The 24,729-nt window shown below is 36.1% G+C and carries 19 protein-coding genes; 15 read left to right on the forward strand and 4 right to left on the reverse strand.

Annotated features, from left to right (window positions below; all coding sequences use genetic code 11):
• Nucleotides 1-163 precede the first annotated feature (163 nt).
• The 15 genes from ABEG11_RS15500 (at nucleotide 164) to ABEG11_RS15570 (ending at nucleotide 17,089) form a co-directional block, all read left to right on the forward strand.
• Nucleotides 164-535 (forward strand): family 43 glycosylhydrolase, encoded by a 372-nt coding sequence (locus tag ABEG11_RS15500; RefSeq protein ID WP_348825087.1) that lies wholly within the window; start codon nucleotides 164-166, stop codon nucleotides 533-535.
• Entirely contained in the window at nucleotides 484-1,128 is a 645-nt protein-coding gene (locus ABEG11_RS15505; RefSeq protein ID WP_348825088.1) for a family 43 glycosylhydrolase, read from the forward strand. Before ABEG11_RS15500 ends, ABEG11_RS15505 begins: the two co-directional genes overlap by 52 nt.
• On the forward strand, nucleotides 1,125-2,090 hold the full coding sequence (locus ABEG11_RS15510; protein WP_348825089.1) for a glycoside hydrolase family 43 protein: 966 nt from the start codon (nucleotides 1,125-1,127) through the stop codon (nucleotides 2,088-2,090). The genes ABEG11_RS15505 and ABEG11_RS15510 overlap by 4 nt, the downstream gene beginning before the upstream one ends.
• Nucleotides 2,091-3,665 carry a glycoside hydrolase family 43 protein gene (locus ABEG11_RS15515; protein ID WP_348825090.1) on the forward strand — a complete coding sequence of 525 codons (1,575 nt, stop codon included), beginning with the start codon at nucleotides 2,091-2,093 and terminating at the stop codon, nucleotides 3,663-3,665.
• 83 nt (nucleotides 3,666-3,748) lie between these two features.
• On the forward strand, nucleotides 3,749-5,506 hold the full coding sequence (locus ABEG11_RS15520; RefSeq protein WP_435302849.1) for a glycoside hydrolase family 43 protein: 1,758 nt from the start codon (nucleotides 3,749-3,751) through the stop codon (nucleotides 5,504-5,506).
• A gap of 40 nt (nucleotides 5,507-5,546) precedes the next feature.
• A complete protein-coding gene (locus tag ABEG11_RS15525; protein ID WP_348825091.1) occupies nucleotides 5,547-6,773 on the forward strand; it encodes an SGNH/GDSL hydrolase family protein in 1,227 nt (408 codons plus the stop codon).
• Between the two features lie 51 nt (nucleotides 6,774-6,824).
• Nucleotides 6,825-7,670 carry a sialate O-acetylesterase gene (locus ABEG11_RS15530; RefSeq protein ID WP_348825092.1) on the forward strand — a complete coding sequence of 282 codons (846 nt, stop codon included), beginning with the start codon at nucleotides 6,825-6,827 and terminating at the stop codon, nucleotides 7,668-7,670.
• A gap of 71 nt (nucleotides 7,671-7,741) precedes the next feature.
• Complete coding sequence (locus ABEG11_RS15535) at nucleotides 7,742-9,667, forward strand: alpha/beta hydrolase-fold protein (protein ID WP_348825093.1); 1,926 nt, start codon at nucleotides 7,742-7,744, stop codon at nucleotides 9,665-9,667.
• Nucleotides 9,668-9,710: 43 nt separating this feature from the next.
• Nucleotides 9,711-12,233, forward strand: a complete 2,523-nt coding sequence (locus ABEG11_RS15540) for a glycosyl hydrolase 115 family protein (protein WP_348825094.1) — start codon at nucleotides 9,711-9,713, stop codon at nucleotides 12,231-12,233.
• Between the two features lie 553 nt (nucleotides 12,234-12,786).
• Nucleotides 12,787-13,326, forward strand: a complete 540-nt coding sequence (pyrR, locus tag ABEG11_RS15545; protein WP_348825095.1) for a bifunctional pyr operon transcriptional regulator/uracil phosphoribosyltransferase PyrR — start codon at nucleotides 12,787-12,789, stop codon at nucleotides 13,324-13,326.
• A gap of 89 nt (nucleotides 13,327-13,415) precedes the next feature.
• On the forward strand, nucleotides 13,416-14,342 hold the full coding sequence (locus ABEG11_RS15550) for an aspartate carbamoyltransferase catalytic subunit (RefSeq protein ID WP_077375887.1): 927 nt from the start codon (nucleotides 13,416-13,418) through the stop codon (nucleotides 14,340-14,342).
• A 6-nt stretch (nucleotides 14,343-14,348) separates the two neighbouring features.
• Nucleotides 14,349-14,681 carry a ribonuclease Z gene (locus tag ABEG11_RS15555; protein WP_348825096.1) on the forward strand — a complete coding sequence of 111 codons (333 nt, stop codon included), beginning with the start codon at nucleotides 14,349-14,351 and terminating at the stop codon, nucleotides 14,679-14,681.
• Nucleotides 14,682-14,783: 102 nt separating this feature from the next.
• Nucleotides 14,784-15,689, forward strand: coding sequence for a ribonuclease Z (locus ABEG11_RS15560; RefSeq protein ID WP_348825097.1), 906 nt, complete (start codon nucleotides 14,784-14,786; stop codon nucleotides 15,687-15,689).
• Between the two features lie 90 nt (nucleotides 15,690-15,779).
• Nucleotides 15,780-16,424 carry a pyridoxamine 5'-phosphate oxidase gene (gene pdxH, locus ABEG11_RS15565; RefSeq protein ID WP_348825098.1) on the forward strand — a complete coding sequence of 215 codons (645 nt, stop codon included), beginning with the start codon at nucleotides 15,780-15,782 and terminating at the stop codon, nucleotides 16,422-16,424.
• Nucleotides 16,425-16,582: 158 nt separating this feature from the next.
• Nucleotides 16,583-17,089, forward strand: a complete 507-nt coding sequence (locus ABEG11_RS15570) for a CAP domain-containing protein (RefSeq protein ID WP_348825099.1) — start codon at nucleotides 16,583-16,585, stop codon at nucleotides 17,087-17,089.
• Nucleotides 17,090-17,153: 64 nt separating this feature from the next.
• Here ABEG11_RS15570 and ABEG11_RS15575 read toward each other — a convergent pair whose 3' ends face one another.
• From ABEG11_RS15575 to ABEG11_RS15590, 4 genes are all read right to left on the reverse strand, one after another.
• Nucleotides 17,154-19,103: an OmpA family protein gene (locus tag ABEG11_RS15575; RefSeq protein ID WP_348825100.1), complete on the reverse strand. Its 1,950-nt coding sequence runs from the start codon at nucleotides 19,101-19,103 to the stop codon at nucleotides 17,154-17,156.
• A 49-nt stretch (nucleotides 19,104-19,152) separates the two neighbouring features.
• Nucleotides 19,153-19,833 (reverse strand): hypothetical protein, encoded by a 681-nt coding sequence (locus ABEG11_RS15580; protein ID WP_348825101.1) that lies wholly within the window; start codon nucleotides 19,831-19,833, stop codon nucleotides 19,153-19,155.
• Nucleotides 19,834-19,926: 93 nt separating this feature from the next.
• On the reverse strand, nucleotides 19,927-20,838 hold the full coding sequence (locus ABEG11_RS15585) for a PorP/SprF family type IX secretion system membrane protein (protein ID WP_348825102.1): 912 nt from the start codon (nucleotides 20,836-20,838) through the stop codon (nucleotides 19,927-19,929).
• Between the two features lie 135 nt (nucleotides 20,839-20,973).
• Nucleotides 20,974-24,729, reverse strand: a 3,756-nt coding sequence (locus ABEG11_RS15590; RefSeq protein WP_348825103.1) for a DUF7507 domain-containing protein, incomplete at its 5' end; no start/stop codon positions are given.

Below are 24,729 nucleotides of genomic sequence, written 5' to 3' on the forward strand. Positions count from 1 at the left end.
AATAGTAATGTATGTGAAAAAAAATCTTTATAAATTGTTTCTTTTAAAAATACCCCATCGGGTTTTTTTTTAACTTTTTTTAAAAGTGTGATATTAACACTTTTTAAAAATGTTTTTTATGAAGAATATGTAATTTATCGAGTTAAAGCAATAATTTTAAATTATGAAATTTAAATATACATCAGCTTTTATTGGAATAATTGGCATGACTTTGATGCTTAAGGCACAAAATCCAATTATAAGAGATGTTTTTACAGCCGATCCCGCACCAATGATTTACAAGGACAAAGTGTATATGTATGTAGGCCACGATACAGCAGCAGCAGGGGTAGAAAGTTATGAAATGCCAGACTGGCTCGTTTATTCTTCTTCTGATATGAAAAATTGGGAAAACCACGGTGCTCTTTTGTCTCCAAAAGATTTTTCATGGGCAGCTAAAGCGGCTAATGCAGCACAATGTATTGAACGGAATAATAAATTTTATTGGTATGTTCGGTTATCCACAAATCAGACAGAAACAGCAAGGGAGGAGTAGGTATTGGCGTAGCAGTTTCAGAAAGTCCAACTGGGCCTTTTAAAGATGCTTTAGGCAAAGCACTTATTACTAATGATATGACAACGGATATGACACATTCCTGGGACGATCTGGATCCAAGTGTTTTTATTGATGATAATGGCCAGGCCTATATCTATTGGGGAAACGGTAGCTGCAAATGGGCAAAGCTGAAAGATAATATGATTGAGCTAGATGGTTCAATACATACTTTTAAGCCTCAAAATTTTACAGAAGCTCCATGGATTTATAAACGGAATGGCTTGTATTATTTAGTTTATGCGGCAGGTATGCCGGAACGTGCAGAATATTGTATTGCAAATAGCCCTGCAGGCCCTTGGGAATATAGAGGCGTTATTCAGGATACCTCATTTAATAGTTTTACTACTCATCCGGGAATAATAAATTTTAAAGGAAACGATTATTACTTTTATCATAATGGAGCATTGCCAACTGGCGGAGGATATAGACGTTCAGTTTGTATTGAATATCTTAATTATAACGAAGACGGAAGCATTCAAAAAGTAATTCAGACTGAAAACGGAGTGCTTTCGACTAAAAAAAATAAATTATGAAATCCAGACACCTTTTCACAACTCTTATGGTTATTGGGATTGCAAGCGTCATACATGCCCAGAACCCGATAATAAACGAAATTTTTACTGCTGATCCAGCACCTTTGGTACACAATAACACTGTATATCTTTATGCAGGTCACGATGGAGCCACTTTAGAGGATACTAATTATAAAATGCCTGACTGGTACATCTTTTCGTCTAAGGATATGGTAAACTGGACAAATCATGGCCCCAGATTATCACCAGCTGTTTTCTCATGGGCAACCGGCGATGCTTATGCGGCGCATGCCATAGAACGAAATGGAAAATTTTATTGGTTCGTTTCTACTTTTCATAAAAAAGATGATGCCAGCGAAGGTGGTGCCGCAATAGGGGTGGCAGTTTCTGATTCTCCTTTAGGTCCTTTCAAAGATGCAATTGGCAAAGCCTTGATTGTAAATGAAATGACTACAGATATGAAACATGCGTGGGACGATATTGATCCCGCTGTATTTATTGATAATGATGGTCAGGCTTATCTTTTTTGGGGCAACGGCAGCTGCAAATGGGTAAAATTAAAAAAGAATATGACTGAACTTGATGGGGGAATCAATACGCTTGATATTAAAAATTTTATTGAAGGGCCGTGGATTTATAAACGGAAAGAATTATACTATCTTGTATATGCAGGCAAAGGCACTAAGCCCGAAATGATCGAATATGCAACTTCAAAGAATATTCAGGGACCGTGGGAATATAGAGGGATCCTTGCAGAAAATGCGCCTAAAAGCTTTACTATTCATCCTGGAATTATTGATTTTAAAGGCAAAACTTATTTTTTCTATCATAATGGAGAATTGCCCGAAGGAGGCAGCTACAGGCGGTCAATCTGCTTAGATTATCTCTATTTTAATAAAGATGGAAGCATTCAAAAAATAATTCAGACAAAAGAAGGTGTCAAAGCAGTAAACTCGAAATAAATGATTGCAAGAAAAAAAATATTCAGCATTTTATTGGCAGGATTTATAGTTATCGGCGCAGCAGTAGCGCAAGAACACAAAGCTCACAACCCAATTATTTATGCCGATGTGCCCGATTTATCCATGATCAGGATAGAGGATACTTATTATATGAGCAGTACAACAATGCACATGAGTCCGGGAGTTCCTATCATGAAATCAAAGGATTTAATAAACTGGGAATTAATAAACTATGCTTATAATACATTAGAAAAAACAGACGAACTGGATTTGAACAATGGCAAGAGCACTTATGGAAGAGGTTCTTGGGCGAGTAATATACGATTTCATAACAATCTGTTTTATGTGACCACTTTTGCGCAGACAACAGGCAAAACTCATGTTTACACTACGGGCAATATTGAAAAAGGACCATGGAAAGAAATCGCTTTTAGTCCAGCTTATCACGATCACAGTATTTTGTTTGATGATGATGGAAAAGTATATATGGTATATGGAAATGGAAAACTTTTTGTCAAAGAATTAAAACCAGATCTGTCCGGAATTAAAGATGGGGGATTAGATCAGGTTTTGATAGAAAATGCGAGCGCTCCAGCGGGTACAAATATAAATTTGGGTGCCGAAGGTTCTCAGCTGTACAAAATAAACGGAAAGTATTATTTATTCAATATTGCATGGCCAAAAGGAGGCATGCGAACTGTAATTATCCATAGAGCAGATAATATTTCGGGACCTTGGGAAGGAAAAATCGGTCTGCAGGATCAGGGAGTTGCGCAGGGAGGGCTTATAGATACTCCTGATGGCAAATGGTTTTCATATTTATTCAGGGACGCTGGTGGTGTTGGACGTATCCCGTATCTGGTTCCTGTAAAATGGGAAAATGGCTGGCCTGTTTTGGGAGAAAACGGCAAAGTCCCAGAAAAACTGGATCTGCCTGCCAACAAAAGCCTTATCCCAGGAATTGTAAATTCAGATGAATTTGACCGAAAAAAAGGCGAAGATGATTTGCCTTTGGCCTGGCAGTGGAATCATAATCCGGACAATTCACTTTGGTCTGTCAAAGAAAAAAAAGGATATTTAAGGTTAAAAACTTCAAGAATAGATGATGGTTTTCTTCAGGCGAGAAACACATTGACACAAAGAACTTTTGGGCCACAATGTGCAGCAAGTACTTTAATAGAAATTGCTAATATGAAAGATGGTGATTTGGCAGGTCTTTCGCTATTGCAAAAAGACTTCGGACTGTTAGCTGTAAAAGCTGATAATGGTTCTAAAAGTATTATTATGATAGATGCCGAAAAATCAATTCCAAAAGAAATTGAGAGTGTTCCTTTGAATCAGGATAAGGTTTATTTAAAAGCCGAATGTGATTTTAAAAATAATGCAGATACCGGAAGATTTTATTACAGCCTGGATGGAAAAAAATGGAAGGCCATAGGCAAGCCTATCAAAATGCCATATACGATTCCGCACTTTATGGGCTATCGTTTTGGGCTATTCAATTACGCCGCCAAAAAACCAGGAGGTTTTGCAGATTTTGATTATTTCCGCATAAGTGATGAAATTTCCGAATAGATTAAGCTGTCTCTAAGCTTCGAATATCTTTTCAGCACTCGCAATTGCACCATTTAATGATAAAACATATAGAATATATAGAAATGAAAAATAAATTATTACAAGCAGCAAGAACAAAACAAATGCTTTTTTTGGTAACAATAATGTGTCTTTTTTCATTCAGTGATCCTGGTGATAAAGAATCTCCAAAACCTAAAATGCCAAAGAATCCGCCTGTGTTTTCGAAAGTAGTTTATCAGGGTGATGATCAGATTTATAAAAAAAATCCGCTGAAAGATGGAGAATTCTATAATCCAATCCTGCAAGGCTGTTACCCTGATCCTGCAATAACCAGAAAAGGTGATGATTATTACATGGTTTGCTCTTCATTTGCGATGTTTCCCGGTGTGCCGATTTTTCATTCAAAAGATTTGGTAAACTGGAAAGATCTAGGCGGTGTACTCAACAATGTCAATGAGTTCAATCCTCATGATACAGGAATCAGTGCCGGGGTTTATGCTCCAGGGATTACCTATAATCCGCATAACGATACTTTTTATATGATTGTAACTGCATTTTCTGGAGGGCTTGGCAATATCATGGTCAAAACAAAAGACCCGATGAAAGGCTGGGGAAGCCCAATCAAGCTTGATTTTGGCGGAATTGACCCTTGCGTTTTCTTTGATGATAACGGAAAAGGATACATCGTTCATAATGATGCGCCTGATAAAGGAAAAGAATTGTATAATGGACACCGTGTTATCAAAGTGTGGGAATATGATACTGCTAATGATAAAGTGATTCCAGGTACTGATAAAATTATCGTTGATGGCGGTGTCGATTTGTCTAAAAAACCAATCTGGATTGAAGCTCCTCATCTTTACAAAAAAAACGGAAAATATTATTTAATGTGTGCCGAAGGCGGTACAGGAGGCAACCATAGTGAAGTGATTTTTATCAGTGACAGCCCAACAGGGCCTTTTACGCCATCATCTAACAACCCGATTTTGACCCAAAGATATTTTCCAAAGGACAGGACAGATAAAGTAGACTGGGCAGGACATGCTGATTTGGTATTGGGGCCAGATAATAAATATTATGGTGTTTTTCTTGGCATTCGTCCAAATGATAAGGACAGGGTAAATACAGGACGCGAAACTTTTATGCTGCCAGTAGACTGGTCGGGTACTTTTCCTGTTTTTGAAAACGGATTAGTCCCTATGACCCCAAAATTGAAAATGCCGAATGGTGTTACCGAAAATAAAGCTGGCAAGAATGGATTTTTTCCGAATGGGAATTTTACATTCGAGGAGAACTTCAATTCAGATAAATTAGACTACAGATGGATTGGTCTGAGAGGTCCCCGAGAAAATTTTACTGCAGTAACCAAAAAGGGATTACAGATTAACCCTTTTGCAGTAAATATAAAAGAGCTGAAACCAACTTCTACGCTTTTTTACAGACAGCAGCATAATTCTTTTTCTTTTGAAGCAACAATAGATTACAAACCATTTTCCGAAAAGGATCTGGCAGGTATTACTTGTTTGCAGAATGAGCGTTTTAATTATGTTTTTGGCATTACCAGAAAAGGAAATGACACATATATTTTACTGGAAAGAACAGAAAAAGGAGTTTCTAAGATTATTGCCAGCAGTAAAATTGATGTAAAAAAACCAGTACGCCTGCAAGTAAAGGCAGCAGGTGACAGCTATGAATTTAACTATTCAATAAACGGGACTGATTTTCAAAATTTGGGCGGGATAGTTTCTGGTGATATTCTTTCTACCAATGTGGCTGGAGGATTTACAGGAGCTTTGATTGGCTTATATGCGACAGCAGCTAATGATGCTTTACCTGAATAACGTGCTGATTAATCTTTAATCCGAATAAATTATGCAGATTATGACCAAGAGTCTTGCCAAATGGTTTTGTTTTTTTTGCTTATGCATAACTGCTTTGGGCTGTAAAACCACTAGCTCTACACATAGTGAAAACATCCCAAATTGGGTTGGAAGCTGGGCTACAGCCCAAATGCTTACAGAACCTCATAACATGCCACCGCCGCCAGGTCTTACAAATAGCACCCTAAGGCAGATTATTAGGGTTTCGATTGGAGGCAAAAGACTGCGACTGCGCTTTTCGAACATATTTAGTGATCAGCCAACGGAATTAAAATCTGTAACTGTTGCAAATGTTATCGAAGGGGCAGTAATTAATGAAACAACTCAAAAGATACTTAGCTTTAATGGGAATTCAAGTGTAATAATAAATCCTGAGCAAGAGGTATTTTCGGATGCCTTTGATTTTGCTTTGCAGCCGGGACAGCTTTTGGCTATTACTATTCATTATGGAAGTACTTCTCAAAAAACATCTGGTCATCCGGGTTCCCGAACAACTTCTTATATTCTCGAAGGGAATAATAGTAATAATGCATCATTTTCCGGGGCTGTAAAAACAGATCACTGGTACACTATTATGGGAGTAGATGTGATAGGAACAAAAAAAACAGCCAACATTGTATGTCTTGGCAATTCCATAACTGATGGAAGAGGATCTGGAACCAATAAGCAGAATCGCTGGACAGATATTTTATCGGAACGGCTGCTGGCAAATAAGGATACTGAACATATTGGTGTTCTGAATTTAGGAATTGGAGGCAATTGCGTTGTTCGTGGCGGATTAGGACCTGCAGCATTGAATCGTTTTGACAGAGATGTACTATCTCAGTCAGGTACAAAATGGCTGGTTATTTTAGAAGGCATAAATGACATTGGAGGTATAAAACGTGCAGAAGATGCTCCAACAAAAGCACAGGAAATTATTGATGCCTACAAGATTATGATTGATAAAGCCCATGCAAAAGGCATAAAAGTCTACGGCTGTACAATTTTGCCTTTTGAAAAATCATTCTATGATGCGCCATACAGGCAGGATGCAAGAGATATTGTCAATACTTGGATCAGAACCAGCAGAAGTTTTGATGCAATTATTGATTTTGATAAAGAAATGGCATCTGCACCCGATTCTAAAACAATTTTGCCCAATATGCATGATAATGATTTTCTGCATCCAAATGAATCAGGTTACCGCCGAATGGGGGAAGCTATTGATCTAAATTTATTCAGATGATTTTTTATCTGATAGACTGCTTTATAAACTTATTTTAATTACTATTTAATTATGAAAAATAATAATAATCTGCTGTTGTTTATATTGTTATTTACAGCAAACACGGTTTTCTCGCAAGATTCCAATTTTCATATTTACTTAAGTTTTGGCCAATCCAATATGGAGGGTGCTGCCAAAATTGAGCCAAAGGATACTGTGGAAATTGATGCACGTTTTAAGGTTCTGGAAGCAGTAAACTGCCCCGAACTGCATCGGGAAAAAGGCAAATGGTACACAGCTGTACCTCCATTATGCCGATGCAGGACAGGTTTGACGCTTACAGATTATTTTGGAAGGGAAATGGTATCGAAGCTCCCCAAAAACATAAAAATAGGAATTATCAATGTAGCGGTCGGAGGCTGTAAAATAGAACTGTTTGATAAGGATAAATATTCGGAATATGTAGCAACCGCTCCCGACTGGCTAAAAAATATGGTAAAAGAATATGATGGAAACCCTTACGGGAGACTGGTAGAAATGGCTAAAATTGCACAGAAAAGCGGAGTTATAAAAGGCATTTTACTGCATCAGGGCGAATCCAATACAGGAGATACACTATGGACAAAAAAGGTGAGGATAGTTTATGATAATCTAATGAAAGATCTTAATCTGAATCCTGCTGATGTCCCGCTGCTTGCCGGTGAGACAGTTCATGAAGAACAGAATGGAAAATGTGCCAGCATGAATGCCATCATAACTGCACTTCCGCAAACGATTCCAAATTCGTATGTAATTTCGTCAAAAGGATGCAGCGTTGCAAATGATAATCTCCATTTTAATGCTGATGGCTATAGTGAATTAGGAAAACGATATGCCCAAAAGATGATAACTCTATTGCCAAATCAGGATTTGAAATAATTTTTAGTTAATGCCGCTGATACGTTATTGATTTTGGAAAAGTCATACATTATTAAACGAAAATCTTAAAAATGAAAAAAAAGATATTGTCAATCGCCGCTATAGTTTTCATGGCTGCCGGTTTATGGGCACAAACGATAGAAAAAGAAGGACCAAAGGGTTTTGATCAAGTCAAGGCAGGAATTCCTAATGGAAAAATTGAAAGCCTTGAGTATAGTTCTAAGACTGTCGGGACTATGCGAAGAGTTACTGTTTATACTCCTCCCGGTTTCAGCAGACACAAAAAATATCCTGTTTTATACCTGCTTCACGGGATAGGAGGAGATGAAAAAGAATGGCTCAATGGCGGCACACCACAAATTATATTAGACAATCTGTATTCAGAGGGCAAAATCCAGCCCATGATAGTTGTAATGCCTAATGGAAGGGCAATGAAAGATGATAGTGCTTCCGGGAATATTATGGCTCCCGACAAAGTACAGGCTTTTACTGTTTTTGAAAAAGATTTATTAAATGATTTGATTCCTTTTATCGAAAAAAAATACCCAGCTCTAAAAGACAAAGATCATCGCGCGATTGCAGGATTATCTATGGGCGGTGGGCAATCACTGAATTTTGGATTAGGAAACCTGGATAAATTTTCATGGGTGGGAGGCTTTTCATCTGCACCCAATACGAAGCGGCCAGAAGAACTGATCCCCAATCCTGAAGATGCTAAAAAGAAATTAAAACTGCTTTGGATATCATGCGGTGATGATGACTGGCTTATTCCTAACAGCAAGCGGACTCATGATTTTTTGTTTAAGAAAAACGTGCCGCATATTTATTATATTGAGCCTGGTGTTCATGATTTTAAGGTATGGAAAAATGGCTTGTATATGTTTTCCCAATTTTTATTCAAAGCAGTAGACCCGGCAAGTTTTACAAAATACACTATATTGGGAACTCCCGCCGAAACTAATATCCGCAATGCAAAATATCCTCAGGTATTGCCAGACAACAGGGTGGTTTTTAAAGTAAAAGCCCCCGAAGCTGCAAAAGTGCAAATCGATTTGGGCAGAAAGTATGACATGATAAAAGACGCTTCGGGAAATTGGACTATAACTACAGATGTTATAAATAGCGGTTTTAATTATTATTCGTTGCTGATTGATGGAGTGGCAGCTGCTGATCCAGCGAGCGAAACTTTTTATGGCATGGGACGCATGGCCAGCGGTATAGAAATTCCTGATAAGGATGGAGATTTTTATGCATTAAAAGGTGTCCCGCATGGTGGAATTATAATTAAAAAATACTTTTCTAAAGCGACTGGCTCTTGGCGGGAAATGTATGTCTACACACCGCCTGGTTACGAGAATTCCACAGATAAATTTCCAGTTTTATATTTATTACATGGTGGAGGAGAAGATCAAAGAGCTTGGGCTAATCAAGGAAGAGCCAATCTGATTATGGATAATCTGATAGCCGAAAATAAAGCAAAGCCAATGGTTATCGTTATGCTGGATGGCAACATGGGTAATACGGGAGGCATAGCAGGATTCAATGAAAATGCCCTTAAAGCTTTTGAAAACGAATTGAAAACGGGGGCAATTCCTTTTGTAGAGAACAATTTCAAGGTAGCCACCGATGCTAAAAACAGAGCTTTGGCCGGTTTGTCAATGGGCGGATTACAGACTCTGTTTGCAGGCATCAAAAATTCCGGAATGTTTTCAAGCATTGGTGTTTTCAGTTCTGGATGGTGGGCAGATAATACAGTTTTATCGGATCCCCAATACGAGTTTATGAAAAATAATACTGCGGCTATCAATTCTAATATTAAGGAATTTTGGATTTCAATGGGAGGCAAAGAAGATATTGCTTTTGAAAACTGCAAAATAATGAGGAACAGGTTTGACCAGATGGGAATCAAATATAAATACAGCGAATATCCTGGAGGACACACATGGCCTGTATGGAGGCATGATTTAATGATGTACACACAATTATTGTTTAGATAAAACAGTTGTTCCGATAATCTTGAATTAGAAAAATAAATTCATCATGAAAAATATATTAGCACTCTTTATCACAATAGTATCCATGCTTTTTTGTGTACCATCATGGGCTGCAGAGCCTTTTATCACTGCCGAAAAAAAATCTGGGGTAATCGTCATGAAGGAAAAAACAGTTAAGCTTTCCTTTTTTTTTAATACTGGAATCGATAAAGGAATTGTGCGGGCGGTTTATAATCTGCAATCTGATTTTGAAAAAGTGACTGGAGAGAGGCCAGTTATTTATAGTCAAGTTCCATCGCTATCTTCGCCATTAATTATTATTGGCACAATTGGTACTCATTCTGTAATCGATGATTTGATAAAACAGAAGAAAATTGATGAGAAAGAGCTGAAAGGCAAAAACGAAAAATTCATCATTACAAATGTTAAAAATCCTTTTAAAGGTATTAACGAAGCAATTGTAATTGCAGGCAGTGACAAGCGCGGTACCATATATGGAATTTATGAGTTATCACGGCAGATTGGTGTTTCGCCCTGGTATTATTGGGCAGATGTACCTATAACACATCATGATAATATTTATTTCAAAAGTGGTATATATACTGATGGTGAGCCTGCTGTAAAATATAGAGGGATTTTTCTAAATGACGAGGCACCCGCTTTGAGTGGATGGGCTAAAGAAACATTTGGAGGCTTCAATAGCCAATTTTATGAAAAGGTATTTGAATTGATGCTTCGCCTAAAAGCCAATTATATTTGGCCGGCTATGTGGGGCAATGCTTTCTATGATGATGATTCGGCTAGTGGACCTTTGGCCAACGAAATGGGGATTGTAATGGGAACTTCGCACCATGAACCAATGGCATTGGCACAAACAGATTGGCATCGGTATATCAAAAAAAATAATCTGCCGAATGTTTGGGATTATTCCAAAAATAAAACTGTCTTGAATGAATTTTGGAAAGCAGGAATCGAACGCAGCAGGAATTGGGAGAAAATAGTTACCGTTGGAATGCGTGGAGACGGTGACGAAGCAATGAGCGAAGGTACTAATATTTCTCTGCTTGAGAATATTGTAAAAGAACAGCGCGAGATCATTGAAAAAAATACAGGACAAAAAGCCAATAAAACACCGCAGGTCTGGGCTTTGTATAAAGAAGTACAGGACTATTACGATCAGGGAATGCGTGTTCCAGATGATGTTACATTATTGTTCTGTGATGATAATTGGGGAAATGTACGCAAGCTTCCTGATCCCGCAAAACCAAAACATAAGGGAGGATATGGAATGTATTATCACTTTGATTATGTAGGAGCACCACGAAATTCTAAATGGATTAATATCAGTCCAATCCAGCGGGTATGGGAACAGATGAACTTGAGCTACGAACATGGTGTCGATAAAATATGGATTGTAAACGTTGGTGATTTAAAACCCATGGAATTCCCAATCAGCTTTTTTATGGAAATGGCTTGGAATCCAAAGCAATTCAATTCTCAAAACCTTTTAGAATTTACCGAAAACTGGTCAAAACAGCAATTTGGAACACAGCACGCCAAAGAAATTGCATCAATATTAAATACTTATCCTAAATACAACAGGAGGGTTACCCCCGAAATGCTGGATAGCAGAACATACAGCCTCGAAAACTATAATGAATTTGAAACTGTTGTAAATGATTATAAAAATTTGGCTCTTGCAGCATACCGTATTTATGATGATTTGCCAAATCAATACAAAGACTCCTATTTTCAGCTAGTGCTTTATCCTGTGGACGCATGCAGTAATCTGTATGAAATGTATTTTGCACAGGCAAAAAACAGAAAACTGGCTGAATCAAAAAATAGCGATGCTAACTATTATGCAGAAAAAGTTAAAGCTCATTTTATGCGAGACTCTATCCTGCAGGATAAATATAACAATAAAATTTCTGGAGGAAAATGGACTCACATTATGGATCAAATGAAAATTGGGTACAAAAACTGGCATGATTCCTCTAAAAATATAATGCCAGAAATTATTCATGTTGCCGATAAGGAGGCACAGGCAAAAAATATTTTCCAAGAAAGCAGCGGTTATGTATCTATAGAAGCAGAACATTTTGTTAAGTCTAATAATTCAAAGAAAATTCATTGGGAAATAATACCCGATTTTGGAAAAACAAAATCTGGCATCACCACTTTTCCTCAAAATGCCTATACTGATCCTGACGAGAATATTTTTGTCGAATATCAAGTAAATTTAGAATCTACAGGCGAATGCAATGTCCAGCTGCTGTTGGCTCCTACACTTAATTTTAATAACAATAAGGGGTTGCGATATGAAATTTCATTTGATGATGAAAAACCTCAAATAATAAATTTCAATGGACATTATCGAGGTGAATTAGGAAAATGGCAGGCAGAGCAGATCATCCGCTCATCAAGTAAACACACTATTTTAAAGACAGGAATGCATAAGCTTCGTTTCCGGGTTTTAGATCCAGGAATTGTCCTGCAGAAAATATTAATTGACACTGGCGGATTAAAACCCAGCTATCTGGGAGCACCAGAGAGTAATCAATTTTAAATCTATTTTAAAAAATCCCATTGCTTTTTTTTGTAATGGGGTTTTTTTGATGTTTTATCTTCGGAAAAATTTTGCGAAGAGCCAAATAATCAGGACCATTACAAAAATTACGATAAAGATCCCGACTCCCATGCCAGCTTGAAAAATATCTCCCACTAATTCACAGCTTGTAAATGAAAATAATAGTATAGTAAGTGCTAAAACTCTGTTTATTATATTTTTCATATTTTTTTGATTTAGTTTACTAAACCAAAATTAGTGTATTAACAGTGGCAGCGATTACATAATTATTGGATGTTGCTGCATCATTCCAATTAACTGAATTTTTAAAATATAAAATCAGATCCTTCATAAATGTCTATTGAATAAGCATCCTGGACTGCTGATGCTATATAATAAAAAAAATATTAAAGATTATTAATGAATAAATCCTAATTCGGAATTTGTATATTTGCTTGACCAAAGCAGCAGATGTTCAAAATACATAATTGAATATATATTTCTTGAAATAATAATAAATCTGTAATCTTTTAAAATCAAATAATTGCTAGATATGAACCAAAAAGTGTTACTCAATTCTAAAGAAGTCAATATTATTTTGAATCGTTTGGCTTGTCAATTAATTGAAAAACATCTTGATTTTTCGGATACCGTATTGATTGGAATTCAGCCACGAGGCACTTTTTTGGCAGAAAGATTAAAAGAGTTATTAAAAAAAGAATATCATTTGCCAAATGTATCTTTAGGATATCTGGATATCACTTTTTTCAGAGATGATTTCCGCAGGACTAACAAGCCTTTGGAAGCGAACAAAACACAAATAGATTTTTTGGTAGAAGATAAAAAAGTCATTTTTATTGATGATGTTCTTTATACTGGCAGAAGCATACGTGCCGCTCTGACTGCGATTCAGTCTTTTGGAAGACCATCGGGAATAGAACTGCTGACATTAATTGACAGGCGTTTCAGCAGAGATTTGCCCATACAGCCCGATTTTAGAGGCCGTCAGGTAGATGCTATCAATGGCGAAAAAGTAAAAGTATGCTGGTCAGAACAAGACGGAGAAGATGGTGTTTATTTATTAACCAATTAGAAAGCCCAATCGTTAAAATTGTTTAATTGTTAAATCGTAAATTAAGTGCGGTTTCAACAGTTTGACAAATAAACAAATAAACAGAAACAATGAGCGAATTAAGTGTAAATCATTTATTAGGTATTAAGTATATTAATGAAAATGATATTAACCTGATTTTTGAAACTGCCGATCATTTTAAGGAAGTTATTAATCGACCTATCAAGAAAGTGCCTTCGTTAAGAGATATTACGATTGCCAATATTTTTTTTGAAAACAGCACCCGCACCAAACTTTCATTTGAATTAGCCCAGAAAAGATTATCGGCAGATGTTATAAGCTTCTCAGCAGCACAGTCGTCTGTAAAAAAAGGAGAAACATTAATTGATACTGTCAACAATATTCTTTCGATGAAAGTTGATATGGTCGTTATGCGGCATTCAAATCCTGGAGCCGCTTATTTTTTGTCCAAAAATGTCAAAGCAAGTATTGTAAATGCTGGTGATGGTGCTCATGAGCATCCAACCCAGGCTTTATTGGACAGTTATTCTATTAGAGAAAAATTAGGCGATGTAGCAGGAAAAAAAGTGGTTATCGTTGGAGATATATTACATTCCAGAGTTGCGCTTTCTAACATATATGCGTTACAGATGCAAGGTGCCGAAGTAAAAGTATGCGGACCAAAAACACTTATTCCAAGATATATTGAATCACTTGGAGTAACAGTTGAGCCAAATCTTCGTAAAGCACTTGAATGGTGTGATGTAGCAAATATGCTAAGGGTGCAGAATGAGAGAATGGATGTAAATTTTTTTCCATCTACCAGAGAGTATGCGCAGCAGTATGGAGTCGATAAGGCTTTATTGGATTCATTGGATAAAGAGATTGTAATCATGCATCCTGGACCAATAAACAGAGGGGTTGAAATTACAAGCGATGTAGCTGATTCGCAGCAATCGGTAATTTTAAATCAAGTAGAAAACGGTGTTGCTATCAGAATGGCGGTAATTTATCTTTTGGCTTCAAAAATTCAATAGACGCATATGAAAGTTACGACTAAAGGACATACAATTATAATCAAAGATACTGAAGGTAATATTGAAGCTTTTTTAGAAAAGATAAATAGTCAATACAGCTCCTTTAAAGACCATAACCTTATTTTGGACATTTCGCAGGATGCATCAGTTGATGTAAAGTCAATTAAAATTTTTTCGGACTTGTCCAAGAAACATAAAAAAGCCAAAAAATCGGTAGTTATCGTTGTCGAAAATATAGATTTTAACAAAGTTCCCCAGTCTATTATTGTTGTTCCTACGCAATTGGAAGCTCAGGATTTAATAGAAATGGATGAAATTGAAAGAGATTTGGGTTATTAAAAAAGTTTAGTCGTTTAAAGGTTTAATAATTTCTTTAATCGTCAAAATGGGTTAAACAATTTTAAATCAGCTTAAACCATTTTAAACAAATAAATTAAAAATTTGAAACTTACTATTCTTGGCTGTTACGCAGCAACTCCACGTACTTTAACAAACCCAACATCTCAGGTTTTAGAAATTAAGAACAGGCTCTTTTTGATTGATTGCGGAGAAGGAACTCAGGTTCAGCTGCGCAAGAACAAATTAAAGTTTTCGAAAATCAATCATGTTTTTATTTCTCATCTGCATGGTGATCATTTTTTTGGGTTAATAGGCTTAATATCAACATTTGCGCTCCTTGGCAGAACAAATGACTTGCATATTTATGGCCCGAAAGGGGTAAAGGAAATAATTAATCTCCAATTGAAACTATCTAATTCATGGACAAATTATCAATTGTTTTTTCATGAACTGGAGTCAACGAAAAGTGAAATTATTTTCGAAGATGAAAAAGTGATTGTCCAAACAATTCCATTAAAACACCGTGTGTATACAAATGGTTTTTTATTTCAGGAAAAAACAGGGGAGCGCAAACTTGATTTGAATGCTGTTCAGAATTTTGAAATAGAAACCTGTTATTATCAGAATATAAAAAATGGAAAAGACATTACTCTAGATGACGGCCGGATTATTGCAAACAGCAAATTGACTTATGATCCTGATCCTGCGTTGAGTTATGCTTTTTGTTCCGATACGAGATACAATGAAGATATAATTCCGATAATTGAAAATGTTTCAGTCCTGTATCATGAATCTACATTTTTAGATTCTGAGGAGAGTCTTGCCTCCAAAACAATGCATTCGACTGCTAAAGAAGCCGCAAGAATTGCACTGAAAGCCAAAGCACAGCAATTAATTTTAGGTCATTATTCTACTCGATATGATAGTATTGAACTGTTTAAAGAAGAAGCATCTACTGTTTTTAAAGAAGTGCTTTTAGCAGAAGATGGCAAAAGTTTTGAATTTTAATTTTAAAGCTGCTTAGTTTTTATGTCTCTAAGATTCTCGGTAACTTAGAGACTTAGAATCTTAGTGTCTAATAACAAGTAATCAAAGAAAATGAGTGATTTAAGCAATTATAGAAAATCGTACGAAAAGAGTGAATTGCTGGAGTCTTCAATTCCAGAGGATCCAATAAATCTTTTCAACAGATGGTTTCATGAAGTTGAAGCTTTTGATGGAAGCGGCGAAGTAAATGCCATGACAGTTTCGACAATCGGGCTGGATGGTTTTCCTAAATCTCGTGTGGTTTTATTGAAAAAATTCAGCGAAGAGGGATTTACATTTTATACCAATTATAATTCAGAAAAGGGCAGGGCCATAGCCAGCAATCCCAATGTGTGTCTTTCTTTTTTCTGGGAAAGTTTAGAGCGCCAGGTAATTATAAAAGGGGTTGCCCAAAAAACTTCCGAAAATAATTCTGATGGCTATTTTGAATCCAGGCCAGACGGCAGCAAACTAGGAGCGATAGTTTCCAATCAAAGTGAAATGGTGCCTTCCAGAACGTATCTAGAAGAGAATCTAAAGCAATTGGAAAAAGATTTTGAAGGTAAGGAAATACTCCGGCCAAAACATTGGGGCGGATTTATAGTTACACCCTTAGAAGTAGAATTCTGGCAGGGAAGACCTAATCGACTGCATGACCGGATACGTTATAAGCTGGAAAAAGATTATTCATGGACCATTTCGCGTCTGGCTCCATAAATAAGAAAAATACATATTGTTTTTCTAATTTAATGCATTTCATCGGTTTTATTTTGTGGTTTAAGGAATTGTGAGTTTATTTGATAAAGAAATTTATTAAAGTCTTAATATTAAAGAGTTTGCCCCACAATCTGCTTTAAGCTTAACCACCCTGAATTATGAAATTGAAGTGTTTTAGTCTGTCTTTTTTTGCTGGTATTTTGTGTTTTATGGTTTCATGTTCTGCTGAAGATAATGCTGTAACAAATGAAACAGCAAGTAGTCCTGCAATTGTGCTTAACTATGATTACAGTGCTATAGAATTAGAAACAATGACTTTGATTAATAATTATAGACTCAGCAAAGGTTTAAATGCTCTTGAAAAAATAAATCACGTTTCCTTTAAATCAAAAGAGCATGATGAGTATATGATTGCAAACAATGTTGTGAATCATGATGATTTTGAGGCTCGTTCAAACAATATAATCAAAGTTTTTGGTGCAAAAAATGTGAGCGAAAATATTGCTTATAATTATAACAGTGCCAAAGGAGCTTTTGATGCTTGGTTAAGCAGTGCGGGGCATAAGGAAAACATAGAGGGAGATTTTACTCATTTTGGCATTTCAATAAGGGAAAATCCAGCAAACGGAAAAAAGTATTATACTAATATTTTTGTAAAAATCTAATTAGTCATTCATAAAACAGAAAAACTGCCAATTGGCAGTTTTCTGTTTATATAGGATAGTGAAATTATAAAGCTGTGATAATAAATTCGCTGCGTCTGTTTTGCTGATGCTGTTCTTCACTGCATTTTACGCCATCTGAACAATTATTGACCAATTGAGTTTCGCCATAGCCTTTATAACTTAGCCTATCTGGGTTAATGCCATTTTTGACCAGCCATTCCTTAGTAGATTTTGCTCTTCTGTCAGATAAGCCGTCGTTGTATTTGAATGAGGCCCTGCTATCAGTATGAGAACGGATATCTATTTTCATGTTTGGATATTGTGCCATTACATCTAATATTTTGGCCAGATCCAGAGCTGCTTCTGGCCGGATATTTGATTTGTCCAGATCAAAATAAATCCATTTTATGCCAAAGCATTTGCCAAGATCGTCACCCACAGACACTTTGCATAAAGCTTTTTCAAGAAATAAATCCAATTGGGTTTTACAGTCATCAGCTTTTATTGCGATTGTTTTTTCGGTGGTATTATAGTCCATTTTTTCTGCCCTTGTACTGAATGTCTTTTCACCATCAACAACAAAAGAATAATATCCCTTATCATCCGTTTCGGTAGTGTTTATCGATTTGTGCAGGTCATTATACAGCGTGATTTTGGCGTTGGACACTGGCAGTCCAGTTATCAGGTCAGTAACAATTCCGTTTAATTCGGGCTTGCATTTTGGCGTGAGCCTTTTGGTTTCCAGAAATTGGTAAATGTCATCATAACCTTTTCCGCCATCTCTATTGGAAGAGAAAAAACCAATCCGGTTTTTTGTATTGATCAGATAAGCAAAATCATCTTTAGGCGAATTCACATCAGCTCCAACATTTTGTACTTCGTCAAAGGTTCCGTCTGGATTTATTTTAGAAACAAATATATCTAGGCCGCCAAGCCCAGCATGTGTATCTGATGCGAAATAAATTTCATTTTCGTCAGTTACATAAGGAAAAGTCTCTTTTCCGGGAGTATTAATGATGTTTCCTAAATTCACAGGATTTCCATAAGATCCATCGGTATTAATACTGACTTTGTAGATATCGGATTCCCCAAAACCGCCAGGCATATCGGAAACAAAATATAAAGTTTTTTCATCTGGACTTAGAGAAGGATGTGCTGTTCTATAATTATTACTGTTAAATGGCAGTTCAGAAATAGCAGTCCAGTCATTGTTATCAAAAGTGGCTTTATATATTTTGATAAGCGTTACTTTGCTTTCATCTTTTCCTTTTTTTCCGTCCAGATAATTATTCCGGGTAAAATACATTGTTTTGCCATCTTTGGTAAAAATGGCGCTCGCTTCATGGAATCTTGATTTGACGCTTTTAGAAAATTTAACTGCTTTTTCTGGAGTTAACGAATCACCTGTTAAGTTGGATTCGTATAGGTTAGTAAAATATTGATCATTCCATGAGTGTTTTCTTTGGCCTAAACCGCCAGTATCTCTTGATGTTGCGAAAACTAATTTACTCTCATTGTAAAATGAACTCCCGTAATCTGAATATTTAGTATTTATTCCTGCGTCTTTTATTTTATACCTTCCTGAATTTGCTTTTATTTTGTCCAGATAATTCACTTCCTTGGCATAAAACTCTCCTTTGCCTTTATTGCCGGTTTTTTCATTGTAAATTTTGAGCATTTCCATTGCTTTTTCGTTTTGTCCTGCCGATTTTAGGCAATACGCATACCTGTAGTAATATTCGGGATCAATATCTTTTTCAAAAGCAAATAATTTTTGGTACCATTTAGTGGCTTCACCTAACTCAGAATTAAAGAAGTAAGCATTGCCTATTTTCTGGTACATATCTGGCGACTCATAGCCTTTTTGAGCAACTCTTTCATAGGTTTTTATAGCATCAATATAGGCATACTTGTCATATTTTTTATCTGCTCGAGCTATTTTTCCTTGTTGAGCATATGTAGATAATGCAAAAATATTGAGTATTGCTAGGTAAAGTGCTGTAATGTTTTTCATAATGTTTATTTTTTAAAATCTATAAATTACCGGATGATATTTTACACTATTATCTTGCACTGATGCTAGATAATTGATTGAATTTTTTTAGAAATTCATCTGACTTTTGATTGTTTCCCATCATTTTCAAAACGATTGAATAACGATAGTAATACTCTGGTTCTAAATTTGTTGTAATGCTGAATAATTTGTCGTAACATTTTTCAGCTTTTTCAATTTCGTCATTAAAAAAATATGAATCCCCCATTTTTTTCAGCATTTCAATAGATTCATACCCCTTGTCGGCAACTCTTTCATAGGTTTTTAGGATATCTATATATGCATGCGAACCACTTTTTTTTGGAGCATCTGTACTCACTATCTTCGATTGATTTTTATTTTTGAGCAGTGTATCCTGTATAATAGTGATTTCGTGTATTTCATCCATATCTTCATAAACTGGTGTTATCGTCCTGCTGCCATTTGGGCCTAAATCATAATCGTTTATTATTTTTGGGTTGACTACATCATAGACCGTTTTATGGCCTCCAAATTTTAATGAAACAATTTCTTCTACATGATAATATTTTATCTTTCTCGTGGCTTTCGGAATTTCCTCTTTCACTGTTACAGCATTTGTTTTTGAGGTCTCAGTCTTTTTTTCTTGTGATGAAGCTTGATTTCGTTGAGACAAACAATGAAATGAAGATAAACTGGCCCAAAATATATAAAGGAGCATTTGTTTTTTCATGATAACTGTTTTTAAAAATATTTTAGATTATTTACTAAATATTTAGTCCATGTCAAATCTCCTGTTCTTTTAAAAAAGATGGATAACTTTATTTTAGAAGAATCTCGGAGTTACTATTTTGCTGTTTTTCTTAAATACTTCATATCGTAAGAATAACTCGTGAGAGCCAGAGTTATAATTATTTAGTGCAGTAGTTTCAAAATCATAGGAATACCCTGCATAGAAAGCATCCGATATTTGAAAACCAACCATAGCGGTCACTGCGGCACTCCATCTATAGCCTAAGCCAACAACCACTTTGTCCATTAGCATAAAATTTGTAGATATATCCACTTGCAATGGTGAGCCTTCTACCAGTTTGGTCATAAAGGCCGGCTTGAATTTTATAGAAGGTGATAATTCGAAAATATAGCCGCCTATCAAGTAATAACTTATTTTTTCTTTATAAATAGCAACATCATTGTCATTATAAGCATTTGTTTCTATAAAGTGTGGAACTGAAAGCCCAACATATGCTTTGTCCGAATGCAAATAAATACCCGCACCTATATTTGGCGAAAATTCATTATCAAAATTTTGAAATTGTTCATCTGTCTGGTCACCGGGATTTAATTTATTGATATCGATGTTAAAAAGATTAGCGGTTCCTTTTATACCAAATGATAATCTATAGGATTCAGATACGGGGATAGTATATGAAATATCTGCTGATATTGAATTTGATGTTGATGGTCCAATTTCATCGTTAACAATTGAAAATCCAGCTCCTAAATTTGTATTATTAAAAGGCGTATTAACAGATATTGTATTGGTAATTGGTGCGCCATCCAAACCCACCCATTGTGTTCGGTGCAAAGCAAAAAAGCTCAATGCTCCCCTCGAACCCGCATAAGCAGGATTCACATTTATTGTGTTGTACATATATTGTGTATATTGAGCATCTTGTTGCGCAAAACTTCCAATGGCTGTGAGCATCATAACGATAGAAAATAGTTTTGTTTTCATAATCTGTGGTTTGTTGGTTAAAAATGGCTACTCTAATAAATAGCTTAGTTTGAGGTTTTTTTTATATTGAAATGCTTCTAGTCAAGATTAATGTAATGCTCTGGATATTGCTTATAACCAGAGCATTGTTTAGTATTATTTTACTAAATATAAATAACCGTCTTTTTTAATATCTATAACTTTGCCTAAACCATCAACTGATTCATAGCTTAAGATATAGAAGTAAGTTCCTGTTGGAAGGCCTTCATTTTTATTGATTGTTGTTCTGCCTTCTGATTTTCCTCTAAATGCGTTGCCTTCGTTGTTGTAATTTTCTCTTTCAAATACGAGTACACCCCAGCGATTATAGATTTCGACTTTGAAATTTTTATAACAATCATTGTTTTCTAAGTTTTCTATTTGGAAATAATCATTTTTATTATCCTCATTGGCAGAGACTGCATTATGTACAATAATTGTTTTGCAAGGGAGAGCTATACAATCATCAGTAATATCAATTGTCAAAAACAGGCTTCTTGGACAATCGCCTTCAATTTTATATTCAAATTTATATTTGCCAACTAATATTCCTATTGTATTTAAATTATTTCCAACTAATCCATTAGTATTATCAGTGTCAATCCATCTGCCATTTGCAGGTGTGCCAGCAGGAAGCGATTTAGATAAATCAACAAGGGAGGTGTCACCGTTGCAGGCTTCGATGCCAGTGATATTTACGGCTTCGGTTCCAGTAACATTTATTGTGATTTTTGCTGATGAACAATTCGTTGGGTTTATCGCTTCACAAACTTCATAATCAAAAACATATTCACCTGCAGCAATACCACTGCCAATGGCTATATTTCCAGTTGGGTCGATATTTATATTTAAAGCAGGTTCTGATTGCAGCTTGAATTTAAAAGCGCTGATAGCAGCAGGCGCACCATTTAGTAAATCATTGCTCACAGCATTTCGGATTTCAGTGCCAATTGCACATTGATTCACATTATATACATCATTTACAGCCTGAATGTCAGCAAACATTTTGCAGCTGATGCCAAAATCGATGTCCAAATGGACTTGATCAGCAGCAGTTACAGCAGCTATCTGAGGATTTGCAGTGGTAAGTCCGCATACTTCAAAGCTTGCAGGTTTTTTAATTTTAGATGAATTACCTTTTTTATTACTGTTCGGTAAAGTTTTTACCAGCCCAGTAGCTCCCATTGCCGATGACTGAGCTTCTAAGTCGGCATTCATTTTTAATTCTACTGTGTAATCTCCAAAGGCTCCAGCATCTGGTCTATTTCTCCAAAAACCTTGTATTCCAATTATAACTGTATCAGAATAATCAGGGCCTGTTACATATATATTATCAGATTTTGCGTTACCAAATCCAGCCGCATTCAGTTCTCCAGTATTAATTTTGCCTGTATAGCTTCCGTCTCCATTAAGGTCGATCCATTCCCATTTGCTATAATCAAATGATCCATTGGCATCTGGAATATTCTGAGTAACATGGTTATCATTATCAGCATCGAACCATTCATCTTGAAGGCCATTATTATTGGCATCATACCAGACATAATCACCAAGAACAGGACTATTAGATTTGTCGTATCCAAAATTATGAGCCTGATAAACACAAGTTTCTAATTTGGTAAAGAATAAACTGGAATCTACAGGGTATAAATCGTAGGCACTATTTAAATTGGCATCTTGAACTTGTACCAGATAATCTCCTGCAGGCATTCCTGTAAAATTATAATATCCTTGCGCATTTGTAATTCTGATAAGGATAGGGCCAGTTGTTGTTCCTTGCGGAATTAAGGTCACTGGGACATTTGCTAAAGGTGTGCTGGTACCGGCATTGAAAACAATACCTGCCATTTTTGCAGCATTGTTACAAATAACAGTGATAGTCACAACGGCTGTATCGCAATTTCCAAAATCAGCATTTTCACAAATTTGATAAACCAATGTGTAAACTCCGGCTGGCGTGCCATCTTTTAAATCAATTGAGCCATCGGGATTCATGGTCATAAAGCCCGCAGCATCTGGTGTTACTAATGTCAGTGTAACATCGGCAGGATTTACAGCAACAGTATTCAACGTATCATTATTGAAAACGTTCAGTACATTTGTCGCACCATTTATACCATCAATTGGTCCCGCAGTATCATCAGCCGCATCAATTGTGAATGTTGGTCTAGAAGTACATTTTGGATCCGATGGTGGATATGCTGCAATAATTGTCTGACTTGGGTTTAATGTAAATTTTATCGATGCCGTTGGTCTTAAGCCTTCGAAACCATCAGCGCTTTCAGTCCATTTTCCGTTGGTTAAAACCCATCCAGGCCAGTCAATTCCGTTTCCGTTATCATCAACAACTGCTCCTGGCCATAATACTTTGCCATTTAGAGGCAAACCTGCCATTGTTGCAATTACATTATTATTGCTGTCAGACCAAGTTAATGTCAATCCATTTACAGGAGTGAAATTATTTGCTGTAGTAGTATAGCTAAAGTAAGGAACATCATTGATGCATATTGCTTCGCCAGTTATAGTCATTGATGGCTCTTGTATTATTACTGTTACAACAGCAGTATCACAATTGGCAGTATTTAATTTTTCGCAAATTTGATATGTCATCGTTTGTGTTCCTGCAGGAGCATCTGGTAAAACATCTATTGAACCATCTGGATTCAATTGCAAATATGGATTTGATATTACAGCTGTTAAAATAACATCTGCTGGATTAACAGGCAATGCATTCAATGTGTCATTTGTGAAAACATTAATTACATTATGCGTAATCAGGTCTACACCAATTATTGTTCCAGCATTATCATCTACTGCATCAATTGGATTTGTTTTAGCTTTTACTATTTCATCATCACTAGCACTAATAGGTGTGTCATTTGGTGTCAATCCATCTGCTGCTGCAACATTTAAGATTGAACCTTTATTTAAATCTGTTTGAGTTACGGTGTAGCTTTGAGAATACTCTGCACTTGCGCCTGGTTCTAATAATGGGATGATATTATTTAAACCTGTTAGCGGGTCTTTTACAATTATTTGATGCAATGTTTGATTACCAGTATTTTTAACAGTTATGATGTAGTTTATTACATCACCAGTTTTACTATAATTCTCAGTTGAAGCAGTTTTTATTACTGTCAATCCTGGTGATTGGGTAACTGGTGTAATAGTACAGTCAGGACACTCAGGATTTGTTGGACAGGCAGTGCATGGTGTAGGATCAGAAGAATTGTCTGTTACAGGAATGCCTGCAGGATCTTTGCCAGCAGCTGTTGCTAAATTATATATGTAACCAATATTGATATCCGCTTGAGTGATGGCATGAGAACCTGAAAAAGTTGCAGAATCTGTTGCTCCCACAGCTAGAATTGGTATAGTCCCGCCAGTAATTACAGCATTGTTATCTGTAACGGTTATATTGGTAAGAGGAACATTTCCAGTATTAGTTATAACAAAATTATACGCTACTATATCGCCTACGTTTGTAATACCATCTTGATTGGTATCTATATAATTTCCGTCTTTGGTAATACTGATGCCTGACTGTGTAATTTCGAAAGAGTAATTTGCAGCGCATCCATTTTTGTCTTTTATTTCGACACTATATGTACCAGCAGTCAAGTTTGATATATCTTCTGTTGCAGAACCATTAGACCATAAAATTACATAAGGTTGTGTTCCTCCCGAAACAGTAAGATCTATGGAGCCATTACTGCAGTTTATACAATTATGATTGTCTATAATTATTGCTGTAGCACTAATAGATGCGAATGGCTGCGTGATGGTTACCATGGCCGATGCCGTGCAGGAGCCATTGGCATTCCCGTCAGGGGCAGATGCCGTAAGGGTATAATTCCCGGCAGGAAGCCCTGA

This window comes from Flavobacterium aestuarii (assembly GCF_040049115.1).
Classification (GTDB): domain Bacteria; phylum Bacteroidota; class Bacteroidia; order Flavobacteriales; family Flavobacteriaceae; genus Flavobacterium; species Flavobacterium aestuarii.

Excerpts from the sequence above, each read along its gene's own strand:
- ABEG11_RS15500 (WP_348825087.1), top strand. The coding sequence starts at position 164 with ATGAAATTTAAATATACATCAGCTTTTATTGGAATAATTGGCATGACT.
- ABEG11_RS15510 (WP_348825089.1), top strand. The coding sequence starts at position 1,125 with ATGAAATCCAGACACCTTTTCACAACTCTTATGGTTATTGGGATTGCA.
- ABEG11_RS15515 (WP_348825090.1), top strand. The coding sequence starts at position 2,091 with ATGATTGCAAGAAAAAAAATATTCAGCATTTTATTGGCAGGATTTATA.
- ABEG11_RS15520 (WP_435302849.1), top strand. The coding sequence starts at position 3,749 with ATGAAAAATAAATTATTACAAGCAGCAAGAACAAAACAAATGCTTTTT.
- ABEG11_RS15525 (WP_348825091.1), top strand. The coding sequence starts at position 5,547 with ATGACCAAGAGTCTTGCCAAATGGTTTTGTTTTTTTTGCTTATGCATA.
- ABEG11_RS15530 (WP_348825092.1), top strand. The coding sequence starts at position 6,825 with ATGAAAAATAATAATAATCTGCTGTTGTTTATATTGTTATTTACAGCA.
- ABEG11_RS15535 (WP_348825093.1), top strand. The coding sequence starts at position 7,742 with ATGAAAAAAAAGATATTGTCAATCGCCGCTATAGTTTTCATGGCTGCC.
- ABEG11_RS15540 (WP_348825094.1), top strand. The coding sequence starts at position 9,711 with ATGAAAAATATATTAGCACTCTTTATCACAATAGTATCCATGCTTTTT.
- pyrR (WP_348825095.1), top strand. The coding sequence starts at position 12,787 with ATGAACCAAAAAGTGTTACTCAATTCTAAAGAAGTCAATATTATTTTG.
- ABEG11_RS15550 (WP_077375887.1), top strand. The coding sequence starts at position 13,416 with ATGAGCGAATTAAGTGTAAATCATTTATTAGGTATTAAGTATATTAAT.
- ABEG11_RS15555 (WP_348825096.1), top strand. The coding sequence starts at position 14,349 with ATGAAAGTTACGACTAAAGGACATACAATTATAATCAAAGATACTGAA.
- pdxH (WP_348825098.1), top strand. The coding sequence starts at position 15,780 with ATGAGTGATTTAAGCAATTATAGAAAATCGTACGAAAAGAGTGAATTG.
- ABEG11_RS15570 (WP_348825099.1), top strand. The coding sequence starts at position 16,583 with ATGAAATTGAAGTGTTTTAGTCTGTCTTTTTTTGCTGGTATTTTGTGT.
- ABEG11_RS15575 (WP_348825100.1), bottom strand. The coding sequence starts at position 19,103 with ATGAAAAACATTACAGCACTTTACCTAGCAATACTCAATATTTTTGCA.
- ABEG11_RS15580 (WP_348825101.1), bottom strand. The coding sequence starts at position 19,833 with ATGAAAAAACAAATGCTCCTTTATATATTTTGGGCCAGTTTATCTTCA.
- ABEG11_RS15585 (WP_348825102.1), bottom strand. The coding sequence starts at position 20,838 with ATGAAAACAAAACTATTTTCTATCGTTATGATGCTCACAGCCATTGGA.